The 21158-nt window shown below is 67.9% G+C and carries 18 protein-coding genes and 1 pseudogene; 6 read left to right on the plus strand and 13 right to left on the minus strand.

What is annotated here, in order from left to right:
* The first annotated feature begins 28 nt into the window (after positions 1-28).
* Complete coding sequence (locus CFB45_RS30470; protein WP_241022391.1) at positions 29-685, plus strand: phosphorylase; 657 nt, start codon at positions 29-31, stop codon at positions 683-685.
* 118 nt (positions 686-803) lie between these two features.
* Here the strand turns inward: CFB45_RS30470 and CFB45_RS30475 are convergent, their stop codons facing one another.
* Both CFB45_RS30475 and CFB45_RS30480 read right to left on the minus strand, forming a co-directional pair.
* On the minus strand, positions 804-1802 hold the full coding sequence (locus CFB45_RS30475; protein WP_089428731.1) for an MlaA family lipoprotein: 999 nt from the start codon (positions 1800-1802) through the stop codon (positions 804-806).
* A complete protein-coding gene (locus tag CFB45_RS30480) occupies positions 1795-4428 on the minus strand; it encodes an MMPL family transporter (protein WP_089428732.1) in 2634 nt (877 codons plus the stop codon). The genes CFB45_RS30475 and CFB45_RS30480 overlap by 8 nt, the downstream gene beginning before the upstream one ends.
* Before the next feature lie 322 nt (positions 4429-4750).
* Between CFB45_RS30480 and CFB45_RS30485 the strand changes: the two genes are divergently transcribed.
* Positions 4751-5347: an MlaC/ttg2D family ABC transporter substrate-binding protein gene (locus tag CFB45_RS30485; protein ID WP_089428733.1), complete on the plus strand. Its 597-nt coding sequence runs from the start codon at positions 4751-4753 to the stop codon at positions 5345-5347.
* Between the two features lie 81 nt (positions 5348-5428).
* Here the strand turns inward: CFB45_RS30485 and CFB45_RS30490 are convergent, their stop codons facing one another.
* On the minus strand, positions 5429-6067 hold the full coding sequence (locus tag CFB45_RS30490) for a TetR/AcrR family transcriptional regulator (RefSeq protein ID WP_089428734.1): 639 nt from the start codon (positions 6065-6067) through the stop codon (positions 5429-5431).
* 144 nt (positions 6068-6211) lie between these two features.
* Between CFB45_RS30490 and CFB45_RS30495 the strand changes: the two genes are divergently transcribed.
* Positions 6212-7732: an MFS transporter gene (locus CFB45_RS30495; protein ID WP_089428735.1), complete on the plus strand. Its 1521-nt coding sequence runs from the start codon at positions 6212-6214 to the stop codon at positions 7730-7732.
* Positions 7733-7790: 58 nt separating this feature from the next.
* Here the strand turns inward: CFB45_RS30495 and CFB45_RS30500 are convergent, their stop codons facing one another.
* From CFB45_RS30500 to CFB45_RS30510, 3 genes are all read right to left on the minus strand, one after another.
* Complete coding sequence (locus CFB45_RS30500; protein WP_043186307.1) at positions 7791-8435, minus strand: response regulator; 645 nt, start codon at positions 8433-8435, stop codon at positions 7791-7793.
* A gap of 28 nt (positions 8436-8463) precedes the next feature.
* Entirely contained in the window at positions 8464-9849 is a 1386-nt protein-coding gene (locus CFB45_RS30505) for a cache domain-containing protein (protein ID WP_089428736.1), read from the minus strand.
* Positions 9850-10018: 169 nt separating this feature from the next.
* Positions 10019-11581, minus strand: coding sequence for a sensor domain-containing diguanylate cyclase (locus tag CFB45_RS30510; protein ID WP_089428737.1), 1563 nt, complete (start codon positions 11579-11581; stop codon positions 10019-10021).
* 267 nt (positions 11582-11848) lie between these two features.
* Between CFB45_RS30510 and CFB45_RS38690 the strand changes: the two genes are divergently transcribed.
* Positions 11849-12076 carry a hypothetical protein gene (locus CFB45_RS38690; RefSeq protein ID WP_144025244.1) on the plus strand — a complete coding sequence of 76 codons (228 nt, stop codon included), beginning with the start codon at positions 11849-11851 and terminating at the stop codon, positions 12074-12076.
* Between the two features lie 13 nt (positions 12077-12089).
* Here CFB45_RS38690 and CFB45_RS30515 read toward each other — a convergent pair whose 3' ends face one another.
* Genes CFB45_RS30515 through glcD form a run of 5 tightly spaced genes read right to left on the minus strand, consistent with a single transcriptional unit; the run spans position 12090 to position 18553 of the window.
* Positions 12090-14264 (minus strand): malate synthase G, encoded by a 2175-nt coding sequence (locus tag CFB45_RS30515; RefSeq protein WP_089428738.1) that lies wholly within the window; start codon positions 14262-14264, stop codon positions 12090-12092.
* A 43-nt stretch (positions 14265-14307) separates the two neighbouring features.
* Complete coding sequence (locus CFB45_RS30520) at positions 14308-14712, minus strand: GlcG/HbpS family heme-binding protein (RefSeq protein WP_089428739.1); 405 nt, start codon at positions 14710-14712, stop codon at positions 14308-14310.
* A 20-nt stretch (positions 14713-14732) separates the two neighbouring features.
* Positions 14733-15953, minus strand: coding sequence for a glycolate oxidase subunit GlcF (glcF, locus tag CFB45_RS30525; protein WP_089428740.1), 1221 nt, complete (start codon positions 15951-15953; stop codon positions 14733-14735).
* A 24-nt stretch (positions 15954-15977) separates the two neighbouring features.
* Entirely contained in the window at positions 15978-17054 is a 1077-nt protein-coding gene (gene glcE, locus CFB45_RS30530; RefSeq protein WP_089428741.1) for a glycolate oxidase subunit GlcE, read from the minus strand.
* Complete coding sequence (gene glcD / locus CFB45_RS30535) at positions 17054-18553, minus strand: glycolate oxidase subunit GlcD (protein ID WP_089428742.1); 1500 nt, start codon at positions 18551-18553, stop codon at positions 17054-17056. The genes glcE and glcD overlap by 1 nt, the downstream gene beginning before the upstream one ends.
* Positions 18554-18777: 224 nt before the next feature.
* On the opposite strand from glcD, the gene glcC reads away from it, so the two are divergent.
* Positions 18778-19548, plus strand: coding sequence for a transcriptional regulator GlcC (gene glcC / locus CFB45_RS30540; protein ID WP_089428743.1), 771 nt, complete (start codon positions 18778-18780; stop codon positions 19546-19548).
* A gap of 249 nt (positions 19549-19797) precedes the next feature.
* Positions 19798-20238, plus strand: a pseudogene (locus tag CFB45_RS30545) (DUF6306 domain-containing protein); the annotation flags it as partial.
* Between the two features lie 88 nt (positions 20239-20326).
* Here the strand turns inward: CFB45_RS30545 and CFB45_RS30550 are convergent.
* Both CFB45_RS30550 and CFB45_RS38695 read right to left on the minus strand, forming a co-directional pair.
* Positions 20327-20731: a hypothetical protein gene (locus CFB45_RS30550; RefSeq protein ID WP_089428745.1), complete on the minus strand. Its 405-nt coding sequence runs from the start codon at positions 20729-20731 to the stop codon at positions 20327-20329.
* A 135-nt stretch (positions 20732-20866) separates the two neighbouring features.
* Entirely contained in the window at positions 20867-21100 is a 234-nt protein-coding gene (locus tag CFB45_RS38695) for a hypothetical protein (RefSeq protein WP_143329911.1), read from the minus strand.
* Positions 21101-21158: the final 58 nt, after the last annotated feature.

Consider the following 21158-nt stretch of genomic DNA (forward strand, 5'->3'; position numbering starts at 1 on the left):
CTCGTTGCCCGTCATCGCCGTGACGGGGATGGCGTTCGAGGCGCGCATCGCACGCGGCGACGGCGTCGAAGCCGTCTTTGCCGCACGGGCCGACCGCCTCGAACGCGCGCTGACCGAGGCGACCGCACGCGGTTGCGCAGGCATCGTGAGCTTCGGCACGGCGGGCGGGCTCGCACCCGACCTGGCGCCCGGCGCGCTCGTGGTCGCGAGCGCGATCGACGGGCCGTTCGGCCGTGTCGAGACCGACGCGGGCTGGAGCGCACGGCTCGTCGCCGCGCTGCACGACACGCCCGTCTGGGCGCGCGTCACGCGCGGCACGATCGCGGCCGTCGGCGCACCGGTCATCAGCGAGCAGGACAAGACGTCGCTGCATCGCGCGAAGGACGCGCTCGCCGTCGACATGGAGTCGCATATCGCGGCGGCTTTCGCGGCGGCGCGCGGCGTACCGTTCGCGGTGTGCCGCGCGATCGTCGATCCGGCGTGGCGCACGTTGCCGCGCGCGGCGACGGCCGGCCTGCGCGACGACGGCAGCACGGCGATCCTGCCGATCCTGCGTGAACTGCTGAAGCAGCCGTCGCAGCTCGGCCCGCTGCTGCAGGTCGCGAGCGATGCGCGCGCGGCGCGCACGACGCTGATCCAGGCGCGGCACGCGTTCGAGCGTGCCGGTGCGATGCGGATCGCCTGAGCGGCACGCGCCGCCTGTCTCGCCCTTCTCTCCCGTTTTCCGTTTCTCGCGGACAAAAAAAGAGCGCTGCATCTGAACTGCAGCGCTCTTTGTCTTTGCGGCGACGGTCGTTGCAGCGTTACTGCTGCACGGCCGGAGCGCTCGCAGGCGTCGCTGGTGCGGCCGCCGATGCCGCAGCCGGGGCGATGGCCGATGCCGCAGCCGGCGCAGCGGCCGAAGCAGCAGCAGGCGCACTCGCCGGCATCGCGTTGTCCGCACCCGGATCGTCGTACTGCGGCAGTCCCGGCGCGGCCGGTGCGTTGTTCGGCGTGGCGCCCGATGCGCCGCCCGCATCGCCCGGATCCTCGTAGTTCGGCAACCCCGGCACGGCAGGCGTTCCGGCCGGCACGGCGCCCGATTCACCCGGTTCGTTGTAGGTCGGCACCGTGGCCGACGACGACTGGCTGCGATATGTCAGCGACTTGCGCTGCTGCAGATACGCGTCGCGCACGAACGAATACGGATCGAGCGCGGCCTGCTTCAGCAGGTCGGTCGCGCCGAGCAGGTCCGAACGCGCGCTGATGAACTGCGCGATGTACATCGGGTTGCGCGCGGCCGGCTCGATGTAGTTCAGCAGGTTGAAGCGCACGTCCACCGCGCGGCCGACGCCGTCGCGGATCGTGCTCGGCCCGAACACGGGCAGCACGAGATACGGGCCGGACGGCATGCCCCAGCGCGCCATCGTCAGCCCGAAATCCTGGTGGTGCTTCGGCAACCCGGCCGGTGTCGCGATGTCGATCAGGCCGGCGACGCCGAACAGCGAGTTCATCGCCACGCGCATCAGATCCTGCGTCGCATCGGTGATGCGCAACTGCAGCAGGTTGTTGGCCATGTTGCCGAGATCGCCGAGGTTCGAGAAGAAGTTGCTGATCGCGGTGCGCACGGGCGTCGGCGTGACCTTCTGGTACCCCTTCGCGATCGGCTGGGCGATGTTCGTGTCGACGGTGTCGTTGAACTTGTACATCGCCCGGTTCATCGGCTCGAGCGGGTCGTTGGGGTTGCGGTTCGGTCCCGTCGCGCAGCCGGTCAGCGCCGCGCTGGCGGCAACGGTCGCCGCAATGATTCGCACCTTATTCATTGATTCCTTGCGATTGGTTCTTGGCGCGTTTGACGCGCGGTTTGCCCATCAGGACGGGCTGGAACACCACGGCGCCTATCAGCGTGCAGGTCAGGGCCAGCGCGAGCAGCTTGCCCATGCTCGACGTGCCCGGGTGGTGCGACAGCCACAGGCTGCCGAATGCGGTCGCCGTCGTCGCGGCGCTGAACAGGACGGCATGCGTGAGGCTCGAGTGCAGCAACCCGGTTTGCCCCGCGCGCCACGCCATCACGAAATACACCTTGAACGCGACGCCGACGCCGAGCATCAGCGGCAGCGCGATGATGTTCGCGAAGTTGAGCGACATGCCGAGCACGACGCACAGCTCGAGCGTCACGACGCCCGACACGAGCAGCGGCACCAGCGTGCGCAGCACGTCGCCGAAGCGGCGCAGCGTGACCCACAGCAGGACCGTGATCGAGATGATCGACCACAGCGCCGCATGCAGGAACGCGTTGATGATCGTGTCGGCCGAATGCAGGATCGAGATCGGCCCGCCGGTCGTGCCGGGTTCCGCGGCTTTCACAGCCTTCGCGAAGCGGCGCAGCATCGTGTCGTCGCCCGGGTCGACGCCCTTCGGCACCTTCGGCGAGATCTGCACGAGCGCATGGCCGTCCGGCGCGACCCAGTCACGCACGAGCTGCGGCGGCAGCGATTCGCGCGTGACGTCCTGCGGCTGCAGCAGCGACGCGAGCTGGTTGAGCGCGATGCGCAGCGTATCGGAGAACGCGCGTTCGGCGCGGTCGCGCGTCGCGGCATCCGCGGCGGCGAGCTTCGCGAGCGACGCCGACAGGTGCTGCGCGGCGGCCGCGCCCGGGCCCGGGTGATCTTCGGCCGCGTAGCTCAGCAGGTCCGACACGCGCTTGAGCGCGGCGACGCGCTGCGCGTCGGTCGCGGGCGGCGCGGGCGGCTGCGTCAGCGCGGGCAGCAGGTCGCTCGCGGCCGCGGCGATCGCCGCGCGCTTGGCCGGCTGGTCGGCGGGGATGAAGGTCGACAGCGTGGTCGTGCGGCCGACTTCGGGCAGCGCGTCGAGGCGCTTCGCGGCCGCATCGGCCTGCGCGAGCGACGGCGCGAGCAGCGTGACGTCGTTGACGGCGGCTTCCGGCGAATCCTTCAGGGCGAGCAGCGTCGCCATCGATTCGCTGTTCGGGTCCTTCAGGTGCAGCGGGTTGAAGTCGAAGCGCAGGAACGCGAGCAGCGGCAGCGCGCCGATCACGACCACGAGCGTGCCGATCAGGATCGGCTTGCGATGGCGGTCGAGGTAATCGTCGACCGGCGCGAGCCACGGGAAGCCCGGCGTCTTCGATTCGCCCGGCGGCGCGAACAGGCGCAGCAGCGCGGGCAGCAGCGTGATCGTGGTGAGCAGCGCGACGAACATCCCGACGCCCGCGATCAGGCCGAGGTCGGACACGCCGCGATAGGCGGTGGGGATGAACGAGAAGAAGCTCGCCGCGACGGCCGCGGTGGCCAGCGCGAGCGGCATGCCCATCGAGTGCGCGGCGCCGATCAGCGCGTGGTCGATGCGCGGATCGCGGAAGCGCTCCTCGCGGTACTTCACGCCGTACTGGATCGAGAAATCGACGCCGAGGCCGACGAACAGCACCATGAACGCGACCGAGATCATGTTCAGCGAGCCGACCATCGCGAGGCCGAGCGCGGCGGTCACGACGAGGCCGACGAACAGCGTGACGAGCACCGAGCCGATCATCCGCTTCGAGCGCAGCGCGAGCCACAGGATCACGAGCACGGCGAGCAGCGTGAAGACGCCGTTGAGCGCCGCGCCGTCCTCGACCGACGCGAATTCGTCGTCGGCGAGCGGCTGTTCGCCGGTCAGGCGCACGACCGCGCCGTAGCGCTTCTCGAGGTCGATCGAACGGGCCGCGTCGCGGATCACCTGGCTGGTTTCCGCGCCGGCCTTCAGCGCGCCGTAGTTGACCACGGGCTGCACGGTGACGAACGCGCGCGCGGGCTGCCGCGCGGCATCGTTGTCGACCAGCGCGCGCCACGAGAACGCGGCCGGCTTGCCGGCCAGCACGTCGTCGACCGTCGCGGCGCTGCGGGCGAGCAGCTTCGCCATCGTCGGCAGCTTCACCTGGCCGGTCAGCAGCGGCTGGCCGAGCGTGGTGGAGAGCGTCGTGGCGAGCCCGGTCAGGCTCGGGTTCTTCGCGAGTTCGTTGACGAGCGGGCGCGCGCTCGCGAGCTGCGCGGTCGTATCGGTGACTTCCTGCGGCGACAGGAACAGCAGCCCGTTGTGCTCGAAGAACGGCCCGCCGCCGGGCTCGGCGACCTGGCCGATGCGGCCGGCGGCGGCATCCTTCTGCAGCGCGTCGGTCAGCGCCTGCGCGGCGGCATTCGCGAATTCCGGCGCGGGCGCCTCGACGACCGCGAGGATCGTGCCGTTGCGTTGCGGGAACGCTGTGTCGACGGCGTGGCCGAGCGCGGCAAATTGCGGTTCCGCATCGACGAGCTTGCTGATGTCGGTGTTGATCTTGAAATGCTGCGCGACATAGACGCCGCTGAGCGCGGCGATGACGAGCGACAGCACGACGACCCAGACGGGCCGGCGTACCGACCATGCAACGAGTCGGACGATGAGAGATGTCACCATGTGGCGGTGGGGAGCGGCTGGAAAGGGCAAAGTAGCCAAGTATACCGGCGCAGCGTGGCGGCGGTCGTGACGTTGGGGGTTACGAGAACGGAAGGAGATTTGTTCGCGACGGCGGAATCGATGCCGGTGGCCGGCCGGTTTGTAAGGGGATATTTACATAAACGGCGCCGCGCTGCTTCGACGCGCCGCCGCGAGCCTGTGACAAAGGATCTGAAAGGTAACAGTCGGTCACGGCGGCGCACCGAGGCGTCGGGCCCGGTATACTTTGCTCCGTCGACCGGTGCAATGAATCGGTCGTTTTTTCTCATCGAGCGATATTCGTATGAAACGTCATCTGTTTGCTTTCGTCGCGGCGGCCGCCGTGTCGGTTTCCGCTTTCGCGCAGAGCGCGCCGGTCGATATCGTCCGCAACGCGGTCGAGGGTACCGTCAACGCGATGAAGGCCGATCCGGCCGCACGCGGCGGTGACATGGCGAAGGTCTCCGCAGTCGTCGAGCAGCGCTTCCTGCCCGCGACCAACTTCGAGCGCACGACCCGCATCGCGGTCGGTGACGCGTGGAAGCAGGCCACGCCGCAACAGCAGCAGGAGCTGTACAAGCAGTTCAGGCTGCTGATGACGCGCACCTACGCCGCGTCGCTCGCGCAGCTCGGCAGCCAGGACGCGAAGTTCTCGTTCAAGGCGGGCGGTGCGTCGGGCGCCGATGCGCTCGTCCAGTCGACGGTCACGACGCCGGGCGACAGCCAGTCGGTCGGCTATCGTCTCGGCAAGGTCGGCAACGACTGGAAGATCTACGACATCGACATGTCGGGCGCGTGGCTGATCCAGGTCTACCAGGGCCAGTTCAAGAGCCAGCTCGCATCGGGCGGCATCGATGGCCTGATCGCATATCTGCAGAAGCACAATTCGCGGACGAACTGACGGCCGCTGAGCGATCCGGATTCCGGATGCACGAAGGGCGCCCTCGGGCGCCCTTTTTCATGGCTGTGCGCTGGCGGCGCGTTACGCGCCGACGCCGAGCATCCGCAGGCAATCGTCGACCACCGCATCGACGAACGCGGCACGATCCGCTTCCGGCGCCGCGATGATGTGATCGGTCGCACCATGCACGCCCGCATAGATCAGCAGCGCGGTGACCTGCGGGTGCACGAGCCGCCAGGTGCCGGCCCGCGCGCCGCCGTCGAGAATCGCGCCGAGCTGGTCGAGGATCGCGTTCTTGTCGGCATTCGCGCGATCGTGGTGATGGTGGTTCGTGTAGACGATGTCGTGCGTGCGGTAGGTCGCCGCGTAGGTTTCGATGTTGGCGCGGATCCACGCGCGCAGGCGCGCGAGCCAGTCGTCGGCGTCGCACGCGTCCACCGCGTGCTGCAAACGGTCGAGGAACGACGCCGTGTAGCGCTGCGCGAGCGCGGCGAGCATGTCGGACTTCGATTCGAAGTAGTGATAGAACGTGCCCTTCGCGACCTGCGCGTGCTCGACGATCTCGCTGATGGTCGTCGCTTCCACGCCCTGCGCGAGGAACAGCGTCTCGGCCGCCGCCATCAGTTCCTCGAGGCGCACTTCCGCCGGCTTCGTGCGCGGCTTGCCTGCCGGCGTGTCGTGTTTCACTGTCCTGAGTCCTGCCTTGGTCCTGTCCGTCATCGCGCGGCTCGACGCCCGTTCATGCAAAGCCCGCAGTTTAGGCCAGCGTCCTGCTCACGGCCAACGCAATCCATTGACCGACGGTCGGTCGATATATATGATGAGAATCATTCTCATCTCGATGCCCGTCAAGGGCTGACCACCATGCCTCGCTACCGTCGCGCCGCACTCGTCCTGGCCGCCTGTCTCGGCACCTTTCTCGCCACGCTCGACATCAGCATCGTCAACGTCGCGTTGCCGACGCTGCAGACGGCGCTCGATACCGATATCGGCGGCCTCCAGTGGGTCGTCAACGCGTATGCGCTGGCGCTGTCCGCGTTCATGCTGTCGGCCGGGCCGCTCGGCGATCGCTACGGGCACAAGCGTATTTGGCTCGCCAGCGTCGTCCTGTTCACGGTGGGATCGGTGGTCTGCGCATGCGCGGGCAGCATCGAGCCGCTGCTGATCGGGCGCGCGATCCAGGGGCTTGCCGGTGCGTTGCTGATACCGGGCGCGATGCCGATCCTCACGCATGCGTTTCCCGATGCGCGCGAGCGTGCCCGCGCGATCGGCGGGTGGTCCGCGTTTAGTGCGCTCGCGCTGATCCTCGGGCCGCTGGTGGGCGGCCTGCTCGTCGAGCATGGCGGATGGCAGAACATCTTCCTCGTCAACGTGCCGATCGGCATCGTGACCGTGCTGCTCGGCGCATGGGGCATTCCGGAGCGCCGGCATCCGCAGCACGCGGCGTTCGATCCGCTCGGCCAGGCACTGAGCGTGATCTGGCTCGGGTTGCTCACGTACGGGCTGATCGGCATCGGCGAAGCCGGCGCGTGGCATGCGAAAGTGCTCGCGCCGCTGGCGGGCGCCGCGGTGGCGTTCGTCGTGTTCGTGCGAGTCGAGACGCGTGTCGAGCGGCCGCTGCTGCCGGTCTGGCTGTTTCGCGACCGGCGGCTGGTGCGCGCCAATCTCGCGTCGTTCGTGCTCGGGTTCTCGGGGTACAGCAGCCTGTTCTTCCTGTCGCTGTTCCTGCAGCAGGCGCAGGGGCGCACGCCTGCCGAGGCCGGCTGGCAACTGATGCCGCAGTTCGTGATGACGGCGATCACGTCGATGCTGTTCGGGCGCATCGCGGCGCGTATTCCGTTGCATGCGCTGATGGTGGCCGGGTACGGCCTGATCGGCGCGATGCTCGCGGTCATGGCCGGCTTCGGTGCGGGCACGCCATATGGGCCGGTCGGTGTCGCGCTGGCGGTGCTCGGCGTCGGCATGGGGCTCGCGGTGCCCGCGACCGGCATGACCGTGATGGAACTGGCGCCGGCCGAACGCGCGGGCATGGCGTCGGCGACGATGAACGCGTTGCGCCAGACGGGGATGAGCATGGGCATCGCGGTGCTCGGCAGCATGATGAGTATCGGTGCATTACACCGGATGACGGCCGCGATGCAGGCGGCGGGTAGCGCACAGGCGGATACGCTTGCGCGGCAGGCGGTGATGGAGCATGTGTTTGCGGCAGGGCGGCCGACGCTGCTCGGTGCGTATCGGGACGCGATGGCGCACGGGTTTTCGATCGCGGTTTGGTGTTCCGGGATCCTCAGTATTGTGGTTGCGGCGATGCTGATGGTGCGGCGTGAAACGGAGAAGCAGACGGGACGCGCGGCGGCGTGCGTGACGTCGTCACAGCCGGAGTGATGTGGCGTGCCGGCAGATCGAGCCTGTCGCAGCGGATCGAGGCGTCAGCTGAATGGCCCTACCTCCGCCGATGCTCGACCGCGAACTTGATCAGCTCGGCCTGCCCTTCGATTTCCAGCTTGCGCTTCAGATTGAGCCGGTGCGTCTCGACCGTGCGCACCGACAGCCCCGTCTGCTGCGCGATCTGCTTGCTCGACAGCCCTTCCGCCAGCGCGTCGAGGATGTCGCGTTCGCGCGGCGTCAACCGGTCGAGCGGCGACGCGGTCGCGCTCGCGTGGATCATCCGCGCGGCGAGCCCCTCGCTGAAGAACGTCTGGCCGGCCAGCACCGCGCCGATCGCACGCACGATCTCGCTCGCGGGCGAATCCTTCAGCAGGTAGCCGCTCGCGCCGGCACGCACGGCCTGCGTCACGTATTCGATGTTGTCGTGCATCGACAGCATCAGCACGCGGATGCCCGGAAAGCGCTCGTGGAACACGCCCGCGAGCGTGATGCCGTTCATCCCGTTCATGCCGACGTCCATCAGCGCGAGATCGGGTTCGAGCGACGCGGCAAGCGCGAGCGCCTCGTCGGCGTTGCCGGCTTCGCCGACCACGGACAGGTCGGCCGCTTCGAGCCGCATCCGCAAGCCGTCGCGCACGAGCGGGTGATCGTCGACGAGCAGCAGTCGGGCGACGGGCCGGGCAGTGTCGGGGGCGCTCATGCGTGAAAGTCTCCTGTGATGGGGCGCGTCATGACGCGGCGCCGGGCAGCGGCACGCGCGCGGCGACGATCGTGTGGCCGACCTGCGACGTGATCGTCAGCATGCCGCCGAGCGCGTCGAGGCGCTCGCGCATGTTGCGCAGGCCGATGCCGCGGCGCGCGTCGGCCTGCGAGCGTTCGGCGTCGAAGCCGCAGCCGTTGTCGGCGATGGTCAGCATGACGGATTGCGCGCCGACGTCGAGCGTGACGGCCGCGCGCGATGCCCGCGCATGATGCACGATGTTGCTGAGCGCTTCCTGGGCGATCCGGAACAGCGCGGTGTTGACGGCTTCGGGCAGCGGCCGGGCGCCGCTGTGCGCGACCTGCGTATAGCCGATGTCGATGCCGCTTTCGGCGCCGAGCTCGCGCACCAGTTGCTCGAGCGCGGCCGCGAGGCCGAGGTCGTCGAGCATGGACGGACGCAACGCATGCGAGATGCGCCGCACTTCGCGCAGCGTGTCGCCGAGCCGTCCGACGCCCGATGCCAGCGCCTGCTCGGCTTCGGGCAGGCGGGCCGTGCCGCGTTCGAAGCGGGCGAGCGCGGATTCGAGCATCAGCTTCGCGGACACCATCATCTGGCTGATCCCGTCATGCAGCTCGCGCGACAGCCGCGCCCGCTCCTGCTCCTGCGATTCGACGACACGCTGCGCGAGCAGCTTGAGCTTCGCGTCGGCGCTGCGCGACTCGCTGACGTTCAGCACCAGCGCGCACACGACGATCGCGGCCGCGCCGGTGAGCGCGATCGCGGTCAGCCAGCTCATCGTGCGCTCGATGTTCGCGGACGCGCGTGCGTCGATGCGCTGCAGCGCGGTGTCGACGTCATCGAGATAGATGCCGGTGCCGACCATCCAGCCCCAGCGCTCGAGCGCGACGACGTAGCCGAGCTTCGGCGCGACGCGGCCCGTCGACGGCCGTTGCCATGCGTAGCGCACGTAGCCGCCGCCGCTCGACGCCGCACCGATCAGCTTCTGGATCGTCAGCGCGCCCTGCGGGTCGCGCATCGACCAGTAGTTATGGCCGACGCGCTCCGGCTCGCGCGGATGCATCAGCGAATTGCCATGCAGGTCGTACACGAAGAAATAGCCGTCGGGGCCGAAATCCATCTTCTGCAGCATCGCGAGCGCCTGCGTGCGCAGCAGCGCGTCGTCGCGCGCGTTGCGGCCGCTCGCGTCGTAGAGCGGCATGATCGCGCTCGTCGCCAGCTCGACGTAGTGCTTCAGCTCGACTTCCTTGCTCGACAGGTACGCGGCCTGGATCGTCGCGTGCTGCGTGCGCGCGAGGGACGTCGCCTGCTGGCGCACGCCGAAGCCGATGCCGGCGATCGCGAGCAGGAACGGCACGATGGCCAGAAGGAAGATCTTTGCCTTGAGTCTCATGGTGGTGCGAAGCGGACGTGCACCCGCGCGGGCCGGCCGGGTGCGTCAGCCGTGCGGCGGCATGTCGAGGCGACATTGTCGGCGATTTTGCGCACGGGCGGCGACGGCGGCCCGGCGGCCGCCCGGCCCTTGCTCGGCCATCGCTCGGCGGCGGGGCGAGTCCGGCCGTTCAGGCCTGCCGCGCCGCGACGCCGCCGGAAGCGGCCGGGTGCACGACGATGCGGTTGCGCCCGCCTTCCTTCGCGCGATACAGCGCGTCGTCGGCCAGCTTCAGCGCGCCCTGCATGTCGTCGTCGTGTTCCGGATAGCTGGTCGTCACGCCGATGCTCACCGTCAGGCGGCCGGCGGTACCGGCGTCGTGCCGGATGCCGAGATCGAGGATGCCGGTGCGGATCGTCTCGGCGATCGTCATCGCGCCGTCCGTGTCGATGTCGGGCAGCACCACGACGAATTCCTCGCCGCCGTAGCGCGCCGCGTAATCGGCCGGGCGGCGCAGGCAACCGGCGATGCAGTGGCCGACCGCGGCAAGCGCGTCGTCGCCGGCCTGGTGCCCTTGCGTGTCGTTGTAGCGCTTGAAGTAATCGACGTCGATGAACAGCAGCGACAGCGCGTGCTGCGAGCGCGCGGCACGGCGCCATTCGCGCGCGAGCGTGACGTCGAGCATCCGGCGGTTGTCGAGGCCCGTGAGGCCGTCGGTGCGCGCGAGCGCCTGCAGTTCGGTTTCCGCGCGATGGCGCTTGCGCAGCTGCACGTCCAGCAGCAGCGACAGGCCGACGAAGCCGATCGCGAGCGCGACCATCGCGGAGCCGATCGGAATCGCACGGTCGTACCACGCGGCGTAGGTATCGGCTTCCGAGCGCGCGACCATGATGATGAGCGGCAGGTTCTCGAGGTGCCGGAACACGTACAGGCGCCGCACGCCGTCGATCGACGCGGTGTCGGCGAAGCTGCCTTCATTGGCGGTCATGAACCGCCGGAACGTGCTGGCGTGGCTGATGTCGCGGCCGACGATCTTCGGGTCGTACGGCTCGCGCGCGAGCATCCTGCCGTCCGTGTTGATCAGCGCGATCGAGCCGCGATCGCCCAGCGACAGGCGCGAGAACAGGTTCTGGAAATATTCGAGCCGGATCGACATCACGGCGACGCCGCCGAACGTGCCGTCGGGCTTCGTGATCCGCCGGCTGAGCGCGATGCTCGGCGAGCCGCCGCGCATCCGCGAGTGATACGGCGGGCTGACGTACAGGCCGGCGTCGGGGTGATCGCGGTGCACGACGAAGTACGGCTCGTTGCTGAAGTTGGCCTTGCGCGGCACGTCGCTCTTGCCGTCGACCTCGATGTCGCCCTTCGCGTCGAGCACGTAGATCCCGCCGAGGTACTTGGCGGTCGTCGCACGGTCGAACAGCACCTGGCGGCGCAGCGGCATCGGCAGCTTGACGACCTCGGGGTCGTTCTCCCCCTCGACGACGGCCTGCAGCGACAGCGAATAGATCTCGATATTGCGCTCGATGTCCCACGACGCCATCAGCGCCAGGTTCTGCTGCATCGCGATCGAGCGTTCGCGTGCATCGATGCGGCCTTCGTACAGCACGATCCCGCACAGGAGCAGCAGGACCAGCGCGATCAGCAGCCCGGTATAGAAGATCAGGTGGGGCAGCAGGAACCGGCGCAGATGAACGGCGACACGGCTCGTCAGGCCGGATTCGCTGGGCATTGCGTAGTCGGTTTCTGCCATGGTCGGTGGATCGGTGGGCATTGCCGCCGGGAGGCGGGCCGATGCGATTGTTCGTATGACGTGTCGGCGGCGATCCGTTACGCGACCATTCCGACGCCTTCCTGCCGGCCGGCGGGGAAAATGGACGCCGATTATCGGTAATCGCGGCCAGATATACCGGTAAATCAAGCATTCACTGGTGACATCTGCGCCGATTCAACGATCCGACGAATCGGGTAACGCGAATTCAACGGAGTATAACGCGCGCGTCCGCGTGCGCGGAAAATCTTGGGGGCCATTGATCCGGATCAAATTTCAGTGAATTCCCGGGCTGGTGAATATCGGGCAGCGCGTTTCAGCGCAAGGCTTTGCGGCATGTCGCCGCCGTTTCCATCCGGTGAGCGACACACGCAGGCGAAAAATGAAGGCATGCGATATGTGCCGATTATTCGTTTCAACGGCCGGGCGAACGCGAAAATGAAAAACGGGCGGCCGTGGCGGCCGCCCGTTTCGTGAAGCACGCCTACGCTTAACCGCCGTGCTGTTGCGCCTTGAACGCGAGGCGGAACCGGTGCAGCAGCGGCTCGGTATAGCCGCTCGGCTGCGACGTGCCCTGCAGCGCGAGCGCGCACGCGGCCTTGAACGCGGTCGACTGGTCGTAGCCGGGCGCCATCGGGCGATAGTTCGGGTCGCCGGCGTTCTGCTGGTCGACGACGCGTGCCATCCGCTTGAACACGTCGAGCACGAACGCCTCGGTGATCACGCCGTGGCGCAGCCAGTTCGCGATGTGCTGGCTCGAGATGCGCAGCGTCGCACGGTCTTCCATCAGGCCGACGTCATGGATGTCGGGCACCTTCGAGCAGCCGACGCCCTGTTCGACCCAGCGCACGACGTAGCCCAGGATGCCCTGCGCGTTGTTCTCGACTTCGCTCAGGATCTCGGCCTCGCTCCACGCGGCGCGTTCGACGACCGGCACGGTCAGCAGGCCTTCGAGCAGCGCGTCGCGTTCGCTTGCGTACGGCGTCTTCTCGAGTTCCTGCTGGACGGCCTGCACGTCGACGAGGTGGTAGTGCAGCGCGTGGAGCGTCGCGGCGGTCGGCGACGGCACCCATGCGGTGTTCGCGCCGGCGCGCGGATGCGCGATCTTCTGCTCGAGCATCGCGTGCATCAGGTCCGGCATCGCCCACATGCCCTTGCCGATCTGCGCGCGGCCGCGCAGGCCGGCCGACAGCCCGGCGAGCACGTTGTTGCGCTCGTACGACTGGATCCACGCCGACGACTTCATGTCTCCCTTGCGGATCATCGGGCCCGCTTCCATCGCGGTGTGCATCTCGTCGCCGGTGCGATCGAGGAAGCCGGTGTTGATGAACGCCACGCGTGCGGCGGCCGCGGCGATACATGCGGCGAGGTTCACGCTGGTGCGGCGCTCCTCGTCCATGATGCCCATCTTCAGCGTGTTGCGCGGCAGGTTGTACAGATCCTCGATGCGCGCGAACAGCGTATCGGCGAACGCGACTTCGACCGGGCCGTGCATCTTCGGCTTCACGATGTAGATCGAGCCGGTGCGCGAGTTGCGCTTCGCCTTCAGGTCGTGCAGCGAGCACAGCACCGTGACGACGCCGTCGAGGATCCCTTCCGGAATCTCGTTGCCGGCGCGGTCGAGCACCGCGCCGTTGGTCATCAGGTGGCCGACGTTGCGCACGAACAGCAGCGAGCGGCCGTGCAGCGACAGCGTGCCGCCGGCGGGCGTGGTGTACTCGCGATCGGCGTTCAGGCGGCGCGTGAAGGTCTTGCCGCCCTTCGCGACTTCCTCGACCAGCGTGCCCTGCATCAGGCCGAGCCAGTTGCGGTAGAGCTGGACCTTGTCTTCCGCGTCCACCGCCGCGACCGAATCCTCGCAGTCGATGATCGTGCTGACCGCGGCTTCGAGCACGACGTCCTTCACGTGCGCGAGATCGGCACGGCCGATCGGCGTCGACGCGTCGATCTGGATCTCGAGGTGCAGGCCGTTGTGCTTCAGCAGGATCGCGGACGGCGCGTCGGCGGCGCCCTGGTAGCCGACGAACTGCGCCGGCTGCGCGAGGCCCACGACGCCCTTCGCGGTTTCGACGGCGAGCTGGCCGTCCTGCACGCGATAGCGCAGCGCGTCGCGATGCGAGCCGCTCGCGAGCGGCGCCGCGTTGTCGAGCACGTTGCGCGCGTAGTCGATCACGCGCTGGCCGCGCGTCGGGTTGTAGGCCGTGGTGCGTTCGGCGCCGCCGTCTTCAGGCAGCGCATCGGTGCCGTACAGCGCGTCGTACAGGCTGCCCCAGCGGGCGTTCGCGGCGTTCAGCGCATAGCGTGCGTTCGACAGCGGCACGACGAGCTGCGGGCCGGCCTGCGTGGCGATCTCGCTGTCGACGTTCGCGGTGGCTGCCGCGACGTTCGACGGGACCGGCACGAGGTAGCCGATCTGTTCGAGGAACGCGCGATACGCGGCGTGGTCGCGCACGGGGCCGGGGTGCGCACGGTGCCAGGTGTCGAGTTCCTGCTGCAGGCGGTCGCGTTCCGCGAGCAGCTCGCGGTTACGCGGCGCCAGGTCGTGCACCAGGGCCGAGAAACCGCTCCAGAACGCGGCCTTGTCGATGCCGGTGCCCGGCAGCGCTTCGTTTTCAATGAACTGGCTCAGCGCTGGCGCGACTTGCAGTCCTGCTTGGTCGATCATCGTTAATCCTCCCGGGGAAAAAATCGCGCGCGGCTTTGGCTGGTTACGCTGCGACGCTTTGTGTGCCGGCGCGGGCGATCTGCGCGTCCTGTTCGGACTTTACGCCAGACACGCCGATCGCGCCCGCGATCCGGCCGCCGACCGTGACCGGCACGCCGCCTTCGAGCAACCCCGTCAGCGGCGCGCTGAGAAACGCGGTGCGGCCACCGTTGATCATATCCTCATACGCCTTCGTCTCGCGCCGGCCGAGCGCCGCCGCGCGCGCCTTGTCCTGCGCGATATACGTGCTGGCCGGCGATGCACCGTCCAGGCGCGCAAAGGCGAGCAGGTGGCCGCCGTCGTCGACGACGGCGATCGACACGGCCCAGCCGTGGTGCTCCGCTTCCGCGCGGGCGGCGGCGAGCATGCGGTCGGCATCGGCGAGTTCGAGTTCGGGTTTCGTCTGCATGGCAATCCTCCGGAATCCGGTCAGTTGACGAGATGGTTGTCGACGAGCTCGATCCAGTGACGCACGGGCGTGCGGCCCGCGCCGTTCAGGTGAGTCTGGCAGCCGACGTTGGCCGTGACAATCAGGTCCGGCCGCGCGGCCTCGAGCGCGTCGAGCCGGTTGTCGCGCAGTTTCGTCGCGAGTTCGGGCTGCGTCAGCGAATACGTGCCGGCCGAGCCGCAGCACAGATGGCCGTCGGTGACATTCGTCAGATCGAAGCCGAGCCGCGTCAGGATGCGCTCGACCGCGCCGCCGAGGCGCTGCGCGTGCTGCAGCGTGCACGGGCAATGTACCGCGATGCGGCGTGGCGTCGACCCGGCCAGCGCGTCGAGCGGCTCGGCCGCGATCACCTCGGCCAGATCGCGTGCGAGCGCGCTGACGCGCTGCGCCTTCTCCGCATAGACGGGGTCGGAGCGCAGCAGGTCGCCGTATTCCTTGACGAATGCGCCGCAGCCGCTCGCCGTCAGCACGATCGCTTCCGCGCCGGCTTCGATCGCGGGCCACCAGGCGTCGATGTTGCGGCGTGCGCGGGCGAGGCCGGCCTCCTGCGCGTTCAGGTGATATTCGGTCGCGCCGCAGCAGCCGGCTTCGCGCGCGGGGCTCACGCTGATGCCGAGCCGGTCGAGCACGCGCGCGGCCGCCGCATTGGTGTTCGGCGACAGCGACGGCTGCACGCAGCCCTCGAGCATCAGCACGCGCCGCGCATGGCGCACGGGCGGGCGCGGTGCGGCCGCGGGGACGGCGGCCGGGATCTTGTCCTGCAGCGTGCCGGGCAGCAGCGGGCGCAGCGCGCGGCCGGCCTTCAGCAACGCGGCGAAGGTTGCCGGGCGCGGCACGACATGCCGCAGCCCCGCGCGCAGCAGGCGCTCGCGCGCGGGCCGCTGCGCGCGCTTCTCGGCTTCCGCGCGGCCGATGTCGAGCAGCGTGTGATAGCGCACGCCGGACGGGCAGGTCGTCTCGCAGTTGCGGCATGTCAGGCAGCGGTCGAGATGCTGCTGCGTGCGCTCGCCGCACGGCTCGCCTTCGAGCAGCTGCTTGATCAGGTAGATGCGCCCGCGCGGCCCGTCGAGCTCGTTGCCGAGCACCTGGTAGGTCGGGCAGGTCGCGTTGCAGAAGCCGCAGTGCACGCACGCGCGCAGGATCGCTTCCGCTTCGTCGGCCCGGGCGAGGGCCTTGCTTGCTTCGCTGAGATTGGTTTGCATCGGCGGGTCGGGATCGGGTTCGCGTCAGAAGTCGGCGTACAGGCGGCCGGGATTGAAAATCGCATGCGGGTCGAGCTGTGCCTTGAGCTGCCGGTGCACGCGCAGCAGCGCGGGCGGCAGCGGCTGGAACGGCTCGCGCGTCGTGCCCGGTGTGAAGCAGGTCGCGTGGCCGCCCCACTGCGCGGCGAACCGCTGCACGTCGGCAGGTGCCGCATCGCTCTTCAGCCAGCGCTGCGCGCCGCCCCAGTCGACGAGCTGCGCGCCGGGCAAGGCGTCGCGTGGTGCGGAGGCCGGCACCGACACGCGCCACAGCGGGCGCGGATCGTTGAAGAACGGCAGCGCCAGGTCGCGCAGCCGAGCCCAGAACGCATCGTCGCGATCATCCATGCGTTCGCCGCCGATCGTGTCGCGCGCGGCTTTCACCGAGCCCTCGCCGCCTTCGATCCGCACGCGCAGCACGCCGTCCGCGTGGCATGCGCCGGCGAGCGGCAGCCCCGCGCGACGCCAGGCGGCGACGCGCTGCACGGCTTCGTCCACGCCAAGCTGTAACGCGAGATCGCCCGTCGCGCGCGGCTTCGGCAGCACCTTCAACGACACCTCGGTCACGACGCCGAGACAGCCGAAGCTGCCCGCGAGCAGCCGCGATACGTCGTAGCCCGCGACGTTCTTCATCACCTCGCCGCCGAAGCGCAGGTGCTTCGCGTGGCCGGTGATCACGCGGCAGCCGAGCACGAAGTCGCGCACCGCGCCGGCCCACGGGCGGCGCGGGCCCGACAGCGCCGCCGCGAACATGCCGCCGACCGTTGCCGAGCCGCCGAACGTCGGCGGCTCGCACGGCAGCATCTGGCCGGCCGCGTCGAGCATTGCTTCGAGCTCGGCGAGCGGCGTACCCGCGCGCGCGGTGACGACGAGTTCGGTCGGGTCGTACGAGACGACGCCGCGATGCGTGCGCACGTCGAGCGTGCGGCCTTCGACGGGGCGGCCGAGGAACACCTTCGTGCCGGCGCCGCGGATGTGCAGCGGCTGGCGATCGTGGATCGCCGCGTCGACCTGCGCGACGAGCGCCGCGCTATCGTCGATCGATTCGATTTCGCGTCGCATCAGAAGCGCTCCAGTTCGGGAAACGGCAGCTTGCCGTGATGGACGTGCATCGCGCCGAATTCGGCGCAGCGGTGCAGCGTCGGAATGTTCTTGCCGGGATTGAGCAGGCCTTGCGGATCGAACGCGGCTTTCACTGCGTGGAAGAACGTGATCTCGTCGGCGTTGAACTGCACGCACATCTGGTTGATCTTCTCGCGGCCGACGCCGTGTTCGCCCGTGATGCTGCCGCCCGCCGCGACGCACAGCTCGAGGATCTTGCCACCGAGCGCTTCCGCGCGGTCGAGTTCGCCGGGCCGGTTCGCGTCGAACAGGATCAGCGGGTGCATGTTGCCGTCGCCCGCGTGGAATACGTTCGCGACCGGCAGCCCGTATTCGGCGGACAGCGCGGCGATGCCTTCGAGCACACGCGGCAGTTCGCGGCGCGGGATCGTGCCGTCCATGCAGTAGTAGTCCGGCGACATGCGGCCGACCGCCGGGAATGCGTTCTTGCGGCCGGCCCAGAAGCGCTGGCGCTCGGCTTCGTCGCGTGCGACGCGGATCTCGGTCGCGCCCGCGTCGCGCAGCAGCGTGGCGACGCGTTCGGCGTCTTCGTCGACGTCGGTCGGCGAGCCGTCGAGCTCGCACAGCAGGATGGCCTGTGCGTCGACCGGGTAGCCCGCGTGGATGAAATCCTCGGCCGCGCGGATCGCGAGGTTGTCCATCATCTCGAGGCCGCCGGGGATCACCCCCGCGCCGATGATTCGCGCGACTGCCGCGCCGGCTTCGGCGACGTCGTCGAAACTCGCCATCAGCACCTTCACGCTCGGCGGCTTCGGCAGCAGCTTCACGGTGACTTCCGTGACGATGCCGAGCATCCCTTCCGAGCCGGTGAACAACGCGAGCAGGTCAAAGCCGGGCGCGTCGAGCGCGTCGGCGCCGAGCGTGAGCGTATCGCCGTCGATCGTCAGGATCTCGACCTTCAGGATGTTGTGCACCGTGAGGCCGTATTTCAGGCAGTGCACGCCGCCCGCGTTCTCGGCGACGTTGCCGCCGATCGAGCAGGCGATCTGCGAGGACGGATCGGGTGCGTAGTAGAGACCGTGTGGTGCGGCCGCCTGCGAGATCGCGAGGTTACGCACGCCGGGTTGCACGCGCGCGATGCCGGCATCGGGGTCGATGTCGAGAATCCTGTTGAACTTCGCCATCACGAGCAGCAGGCCTTTCTCGAGCGGCATCGCGCCGCCCGACAGCCCGGTGCCCGCGCCGCGCGCGACCACCGGCACGCCGAGCGCGGCCGCGACGCGCAGCACCGCGCGCACCTGCTCGACCGTGTCGGGCAGCACGACCGCGAGCGGCACCGTGCGGTATGCGGCGAGGCCGTCGCATTCGAACGGCTTGAGCGCCTCGCGTTCGTGCAGCACGTCGAGGTCGGGCGCCGCCGCGTGCAGCGCGGCGACGAGTGTGTCGCGGCCGACGGTCGCGAGTGGGCCGTCGATCCGTTCGTCGTAGATGAAACTCATCGGGGGTGTCTCCGTCTCCTTCATGCGGCGGCCGCGCGATGGGCGGTGCGCCGGATGGACGGGATTCTTGGCGGGCGGCGCGCGTGTGTCCAGACGTGGCGAATGTGGTCATACCAGTTTTTATGAGGCGGCCGGAAATCTGCTGTATCGGTCGCCATAAAACTGAATGGCTAAAAGGGTTTGTGGGAAAATCGCCGAAATCCTTCCGGAGTGGTCATACCAGTATGGAAACGCAGGATCGAGTGGGGCCGGCGCGGAACGTGGCCGACGTCGTTGCCGAGCGCATCGAGCAGCTGATCGTCGACGGCGTGCTGAAGGCCGGGCAGGCGCTACCGTCCGAACGGCGGCTGACCGAGAAGCTCGGCGTGTCACGCACGGCCGTGCGTGAAGGGATGAAGCTGCTGCGTGCGCGGGGGATCATCGACACCACGCACGGCAAGGGCTCGTTCGTGGCGAGCCTGACCCCGCAACGCGAGATCACGCCGATGATGCATCTGCTCGGCTCGCAGCCGCGCACGCTGTACGACCTGTTCGAGGTGCGCGGGATGCTCGAGACGGAGGCCGCGCGGCTCGCGGCGCTGCGCGGGACGCCGGCCGATTTCATCCTGATCAAGCGTCGCTATGAAGAGATGACCGCGGCCGATGCGCAGGATCTCGACCCGGCCGCGCGCGCGAAGCTCGATCACGCGTTTCATCTGGCGATCTGTGAGGCTTCGCATAACCCGGTGCTGGTGAATACGCTGCAGTCGTTGACGGATTTGTTGCTGAGTTCGGTGTTTGCGTCGGTGAACAATCTCTATCACCGCGAGCCGTTGAAAAAGCAGATCGATCGGCAGCATGCGCGGCTCTATAACGCGGTGACGGGGCGGTTGCCCGATCAGGCGCGTAAGGCGGCGAGCGAGCATATCCGGCAATGCGTCGAGTATCTGCGCGAGATCGAGCAGGAGGAGCAGCGGCTGGTACGGTCGACGTTGAGGCTCGAAGGGTGGACGTGATGTCGGGTGTGCGCTGCGGTGTGTCTTGATGCGCATCACGCACAGCGGGTCGTCTGGAGACGCGTGTCACAGGGCTATGTCAGACTTGTGAGCCATTCTTCGTGTGGCCCCGCTGTCGCGTGAGCAATGCCTGACGGAACCACGTCGGACGAACCGGTGCGCCACCCTTCCTGAAACGGAGGACATCGCATGTCGAACCGGACCCACGACGACGGGCACGCCGCCCGCCCCGCCAAAGCAGCGGAAGAATTCGCTGATGCGCAGCGCGACGCGTTGCTCACGTTGCTGAATGAGCTGCTGGAGGCCGAGCGCGCAGGTGCGCGGGTTGCGTCGGAGACCGTGGCGGAAATCGACGATCCCGAACTTCATCGGCTTGTGGCGAGTATTCGGCAGGATGAGGCGCACTGGTGCGCGGTGCTGGTCGATGCGATTCGGTCGCTTGATGCGACGCCGACGCATGCTACCGGGGCGTTCTATGAAAAGGCGATGGCGATCGATGACCTGGCCGAGCGGCTGGCGTTTTTGAATCGTGGGCAGCGCTGGGTCGTGCGGAAGTTGCAGGCATTACTGCCGACGCTTGCGCAGCCGGATATGCACCATGGGCTCACGCAGATGCTCGTGGCGCATGAGAAGAATATTGGGTCGGTTGACGCATTGCTGCGGCTCAAGGGGTGCGGATCGACGGGTTGAATCCGCAACCCTGAACAGCAACTCGAATGTTCTTGAAGCGGTCGCTGGATCCAACCAGAGGATCTGGCTTGGACTCGCGACCGGAATGTCATTCGAAATCGATCCTCAAGGCACTCTCGTCGACGTATTGCAGCTTCAAATCAACCAGGACCGCACTAGACAGTGCGATCGCCAACGCGATCTTCAATTCTGGCGTGACACCGTTGAGATGAAAGGAAAACTCCCATCCCGGCACCGCATCGATCCAGGACACAAATAGATCATCGCCGTCGGGCTGCCAAAACTGAACGTTCTTTATTCCACCTATCGCTCCTTCATCGACGATCTTGGCGCGGGATACTGCCATCTGCCGACCCTCATCGGTCCAATGAGTTATCTGACCGCTATCAGGATTGGCAAGCAGAAATCCGAGAGGTTGGACCAACGTCTCGACAAAACGAAAAGCTTCCGGAAATGGATTTTTCAGCAATACGACCAAGATAGGTTTTGCCATTGCGCCTGCGAACCCGAGTGTTGGATGTCTGCCGCTATCGTGACAAGACCTCGGTCGATTGTCGACGATTTCGATGATGGCGTCGAACGACCGTTTGGGGCCGTCCTGCGACCGCGTGCAATGGTCAGGAAGCGGTCACAGCTGAAGCCAGTCCGCGCGGCCGATGCCATAGACTTCCTCGCATTCGTCGTATATCTCGTCGAGTGAAAGAAATAAATGATCCGACGTCGGAAATGGCGCGTCCAGGGATTCGTACCGCATCAGTAGAAAGACGTCGTCGTCGAGTTGTTCGATCGCGACTTTCACGGTCGTGCCGTCGCTTTCGCCTCGATCATCAAGGGATTTTCGTGTCGGCGCCCAAATCAGCATAGGTGGCTCGTGTCCGTTGTACGTTGTGTCGTCAGGTGTGTCGAACAGGGTTGTTGGC

Source organism: Burkholderia sp. HI2500 (genome assembly GCF_002223055.1).
Taxonomy (GTDB): domain Bacteria; phylum Pseudomonadota; class Gammaproteobacteria; order Burkholderiales; family Burkholderiaceae; genus Burkholderia.

Bases quoted from the DNA above. Each gene is read 5' to 3' on its own strand.
- CFB45_RS30470 (WP_241022391.1), top strand. From the start codon at position 29: ATGGCGTTCGAGGCGCGCATCGCACGCGGCGACGGCGTCGAAGCCGTC.
- CFB45_RS30475 (WP_089428731.1), bottom strand. From the start codon at position 1,802: ATGAATAAGGTGCGAATCATTGCGGCGACCGTTGCCGCCAGCGCGGCG.
- CFB45_RS30480 (WP_089428732.1), bottom strand. From the start codon at position 4,428: ATGGTGACATCTCTCATCGTCCGACTCGTTGCATGGTCGGTACGCCGG.
- CFB45_RS30485 (WP_089428733.1), top strand. From the start codon at position 4,751: ATGAAACGTCATCTGTTTGCTTTCGTCGCGGCGGCCGCCGTGTCGGTT.
- CFB45_RS30490 (WP_089428734.1), bottom strand. From the start codon at position 6,067: ATGACGGACAGGACCAAGGCAGGACTCAGGACAGTGAAACACGACACG.
- CFB45_RS30495 (WP_089428735.1), top strand. From the start codon at position 6,212: ATGCCTCGCTACCGTCGCGCCGCACTCGTCCTGGCCGCCTGTCTCGGC.
- CFB45_RS30500 (WP_043186307.1), bottom strand. From the start codon at position 8,435: ATGAGCGCCCCCGACACTGCCCGGCCCGTCGCCCGACTGCTGCTCGTC.
- CFB45_RS30505 (WP_089428736.1), bottom strand. From the start codon at position 9,849: ATGAGACTCAAGGCAAAGATCTTCCTTCTGGCCATCGTGCCGTTCCTG.
- CFB45_RS30510 (WP_089428737.1), bottom strand. From the start codon at position 11,581: ATGGCAGAAACCGACTACGCAATGCCCAGCGAATCCGGCCTGACGAGC.
- CFB45_RS30515 (WP_089428738.1), bottom strand. From the start codon at position 14,264: ATGATCGACCAAGCAGGACTGCAAGTCGCGCCAGCGCTGAGCCAGTTC.
- CFB45_RS30520 (WP_089428739.1), bottom strand. From the start codon at position 14,712: ATGCAGACGAAACCCGAACTCGAACTCGCCGATGCCGACCGCATGCTC.
- glcF (WP_089428740.1), bottom strand. From the start codon at position 15,953: ATGCAAACCAATCTCAGCGAAGCAAGCAAGGCCCTCGCCCGGGCCGAC.
- glcE (WP_089428741.1), bottom strand. From the start codon at position 17,054: ATGCGACGCGAAATCGAATCGATCGACGATAGCGCGGCGCTCGTCGCG.
- glcD (WP_089428742.1), bottom strand. From the start codon at position 18,553: ATGAGTTTCATCTACGACGAACGGATCGACGGCCCACTCGCGACCGTC.
- glcC (WP_089428743.1), top strand. From the start codon at position 18,778: ATGGAAACGCAGGATCGAGTGGGGCCGGCGCGGAACGTGGCCGACGTC.
- CFB45_RS30550 (WP_089428745.1), bottom strand. From the start codon at position 20,731: ATGGCAAAACCTATCTTGGTCGTATTGCTGAAAAATCCATTTCCGGAA.
- CFB45_RS38695 (WP_143329911.1), bottom strand. From the start codon at position 21,100: ATGCTGATTTGGGCGCCGACACGAAAATCCCTTGATGATCGAGGCGAA.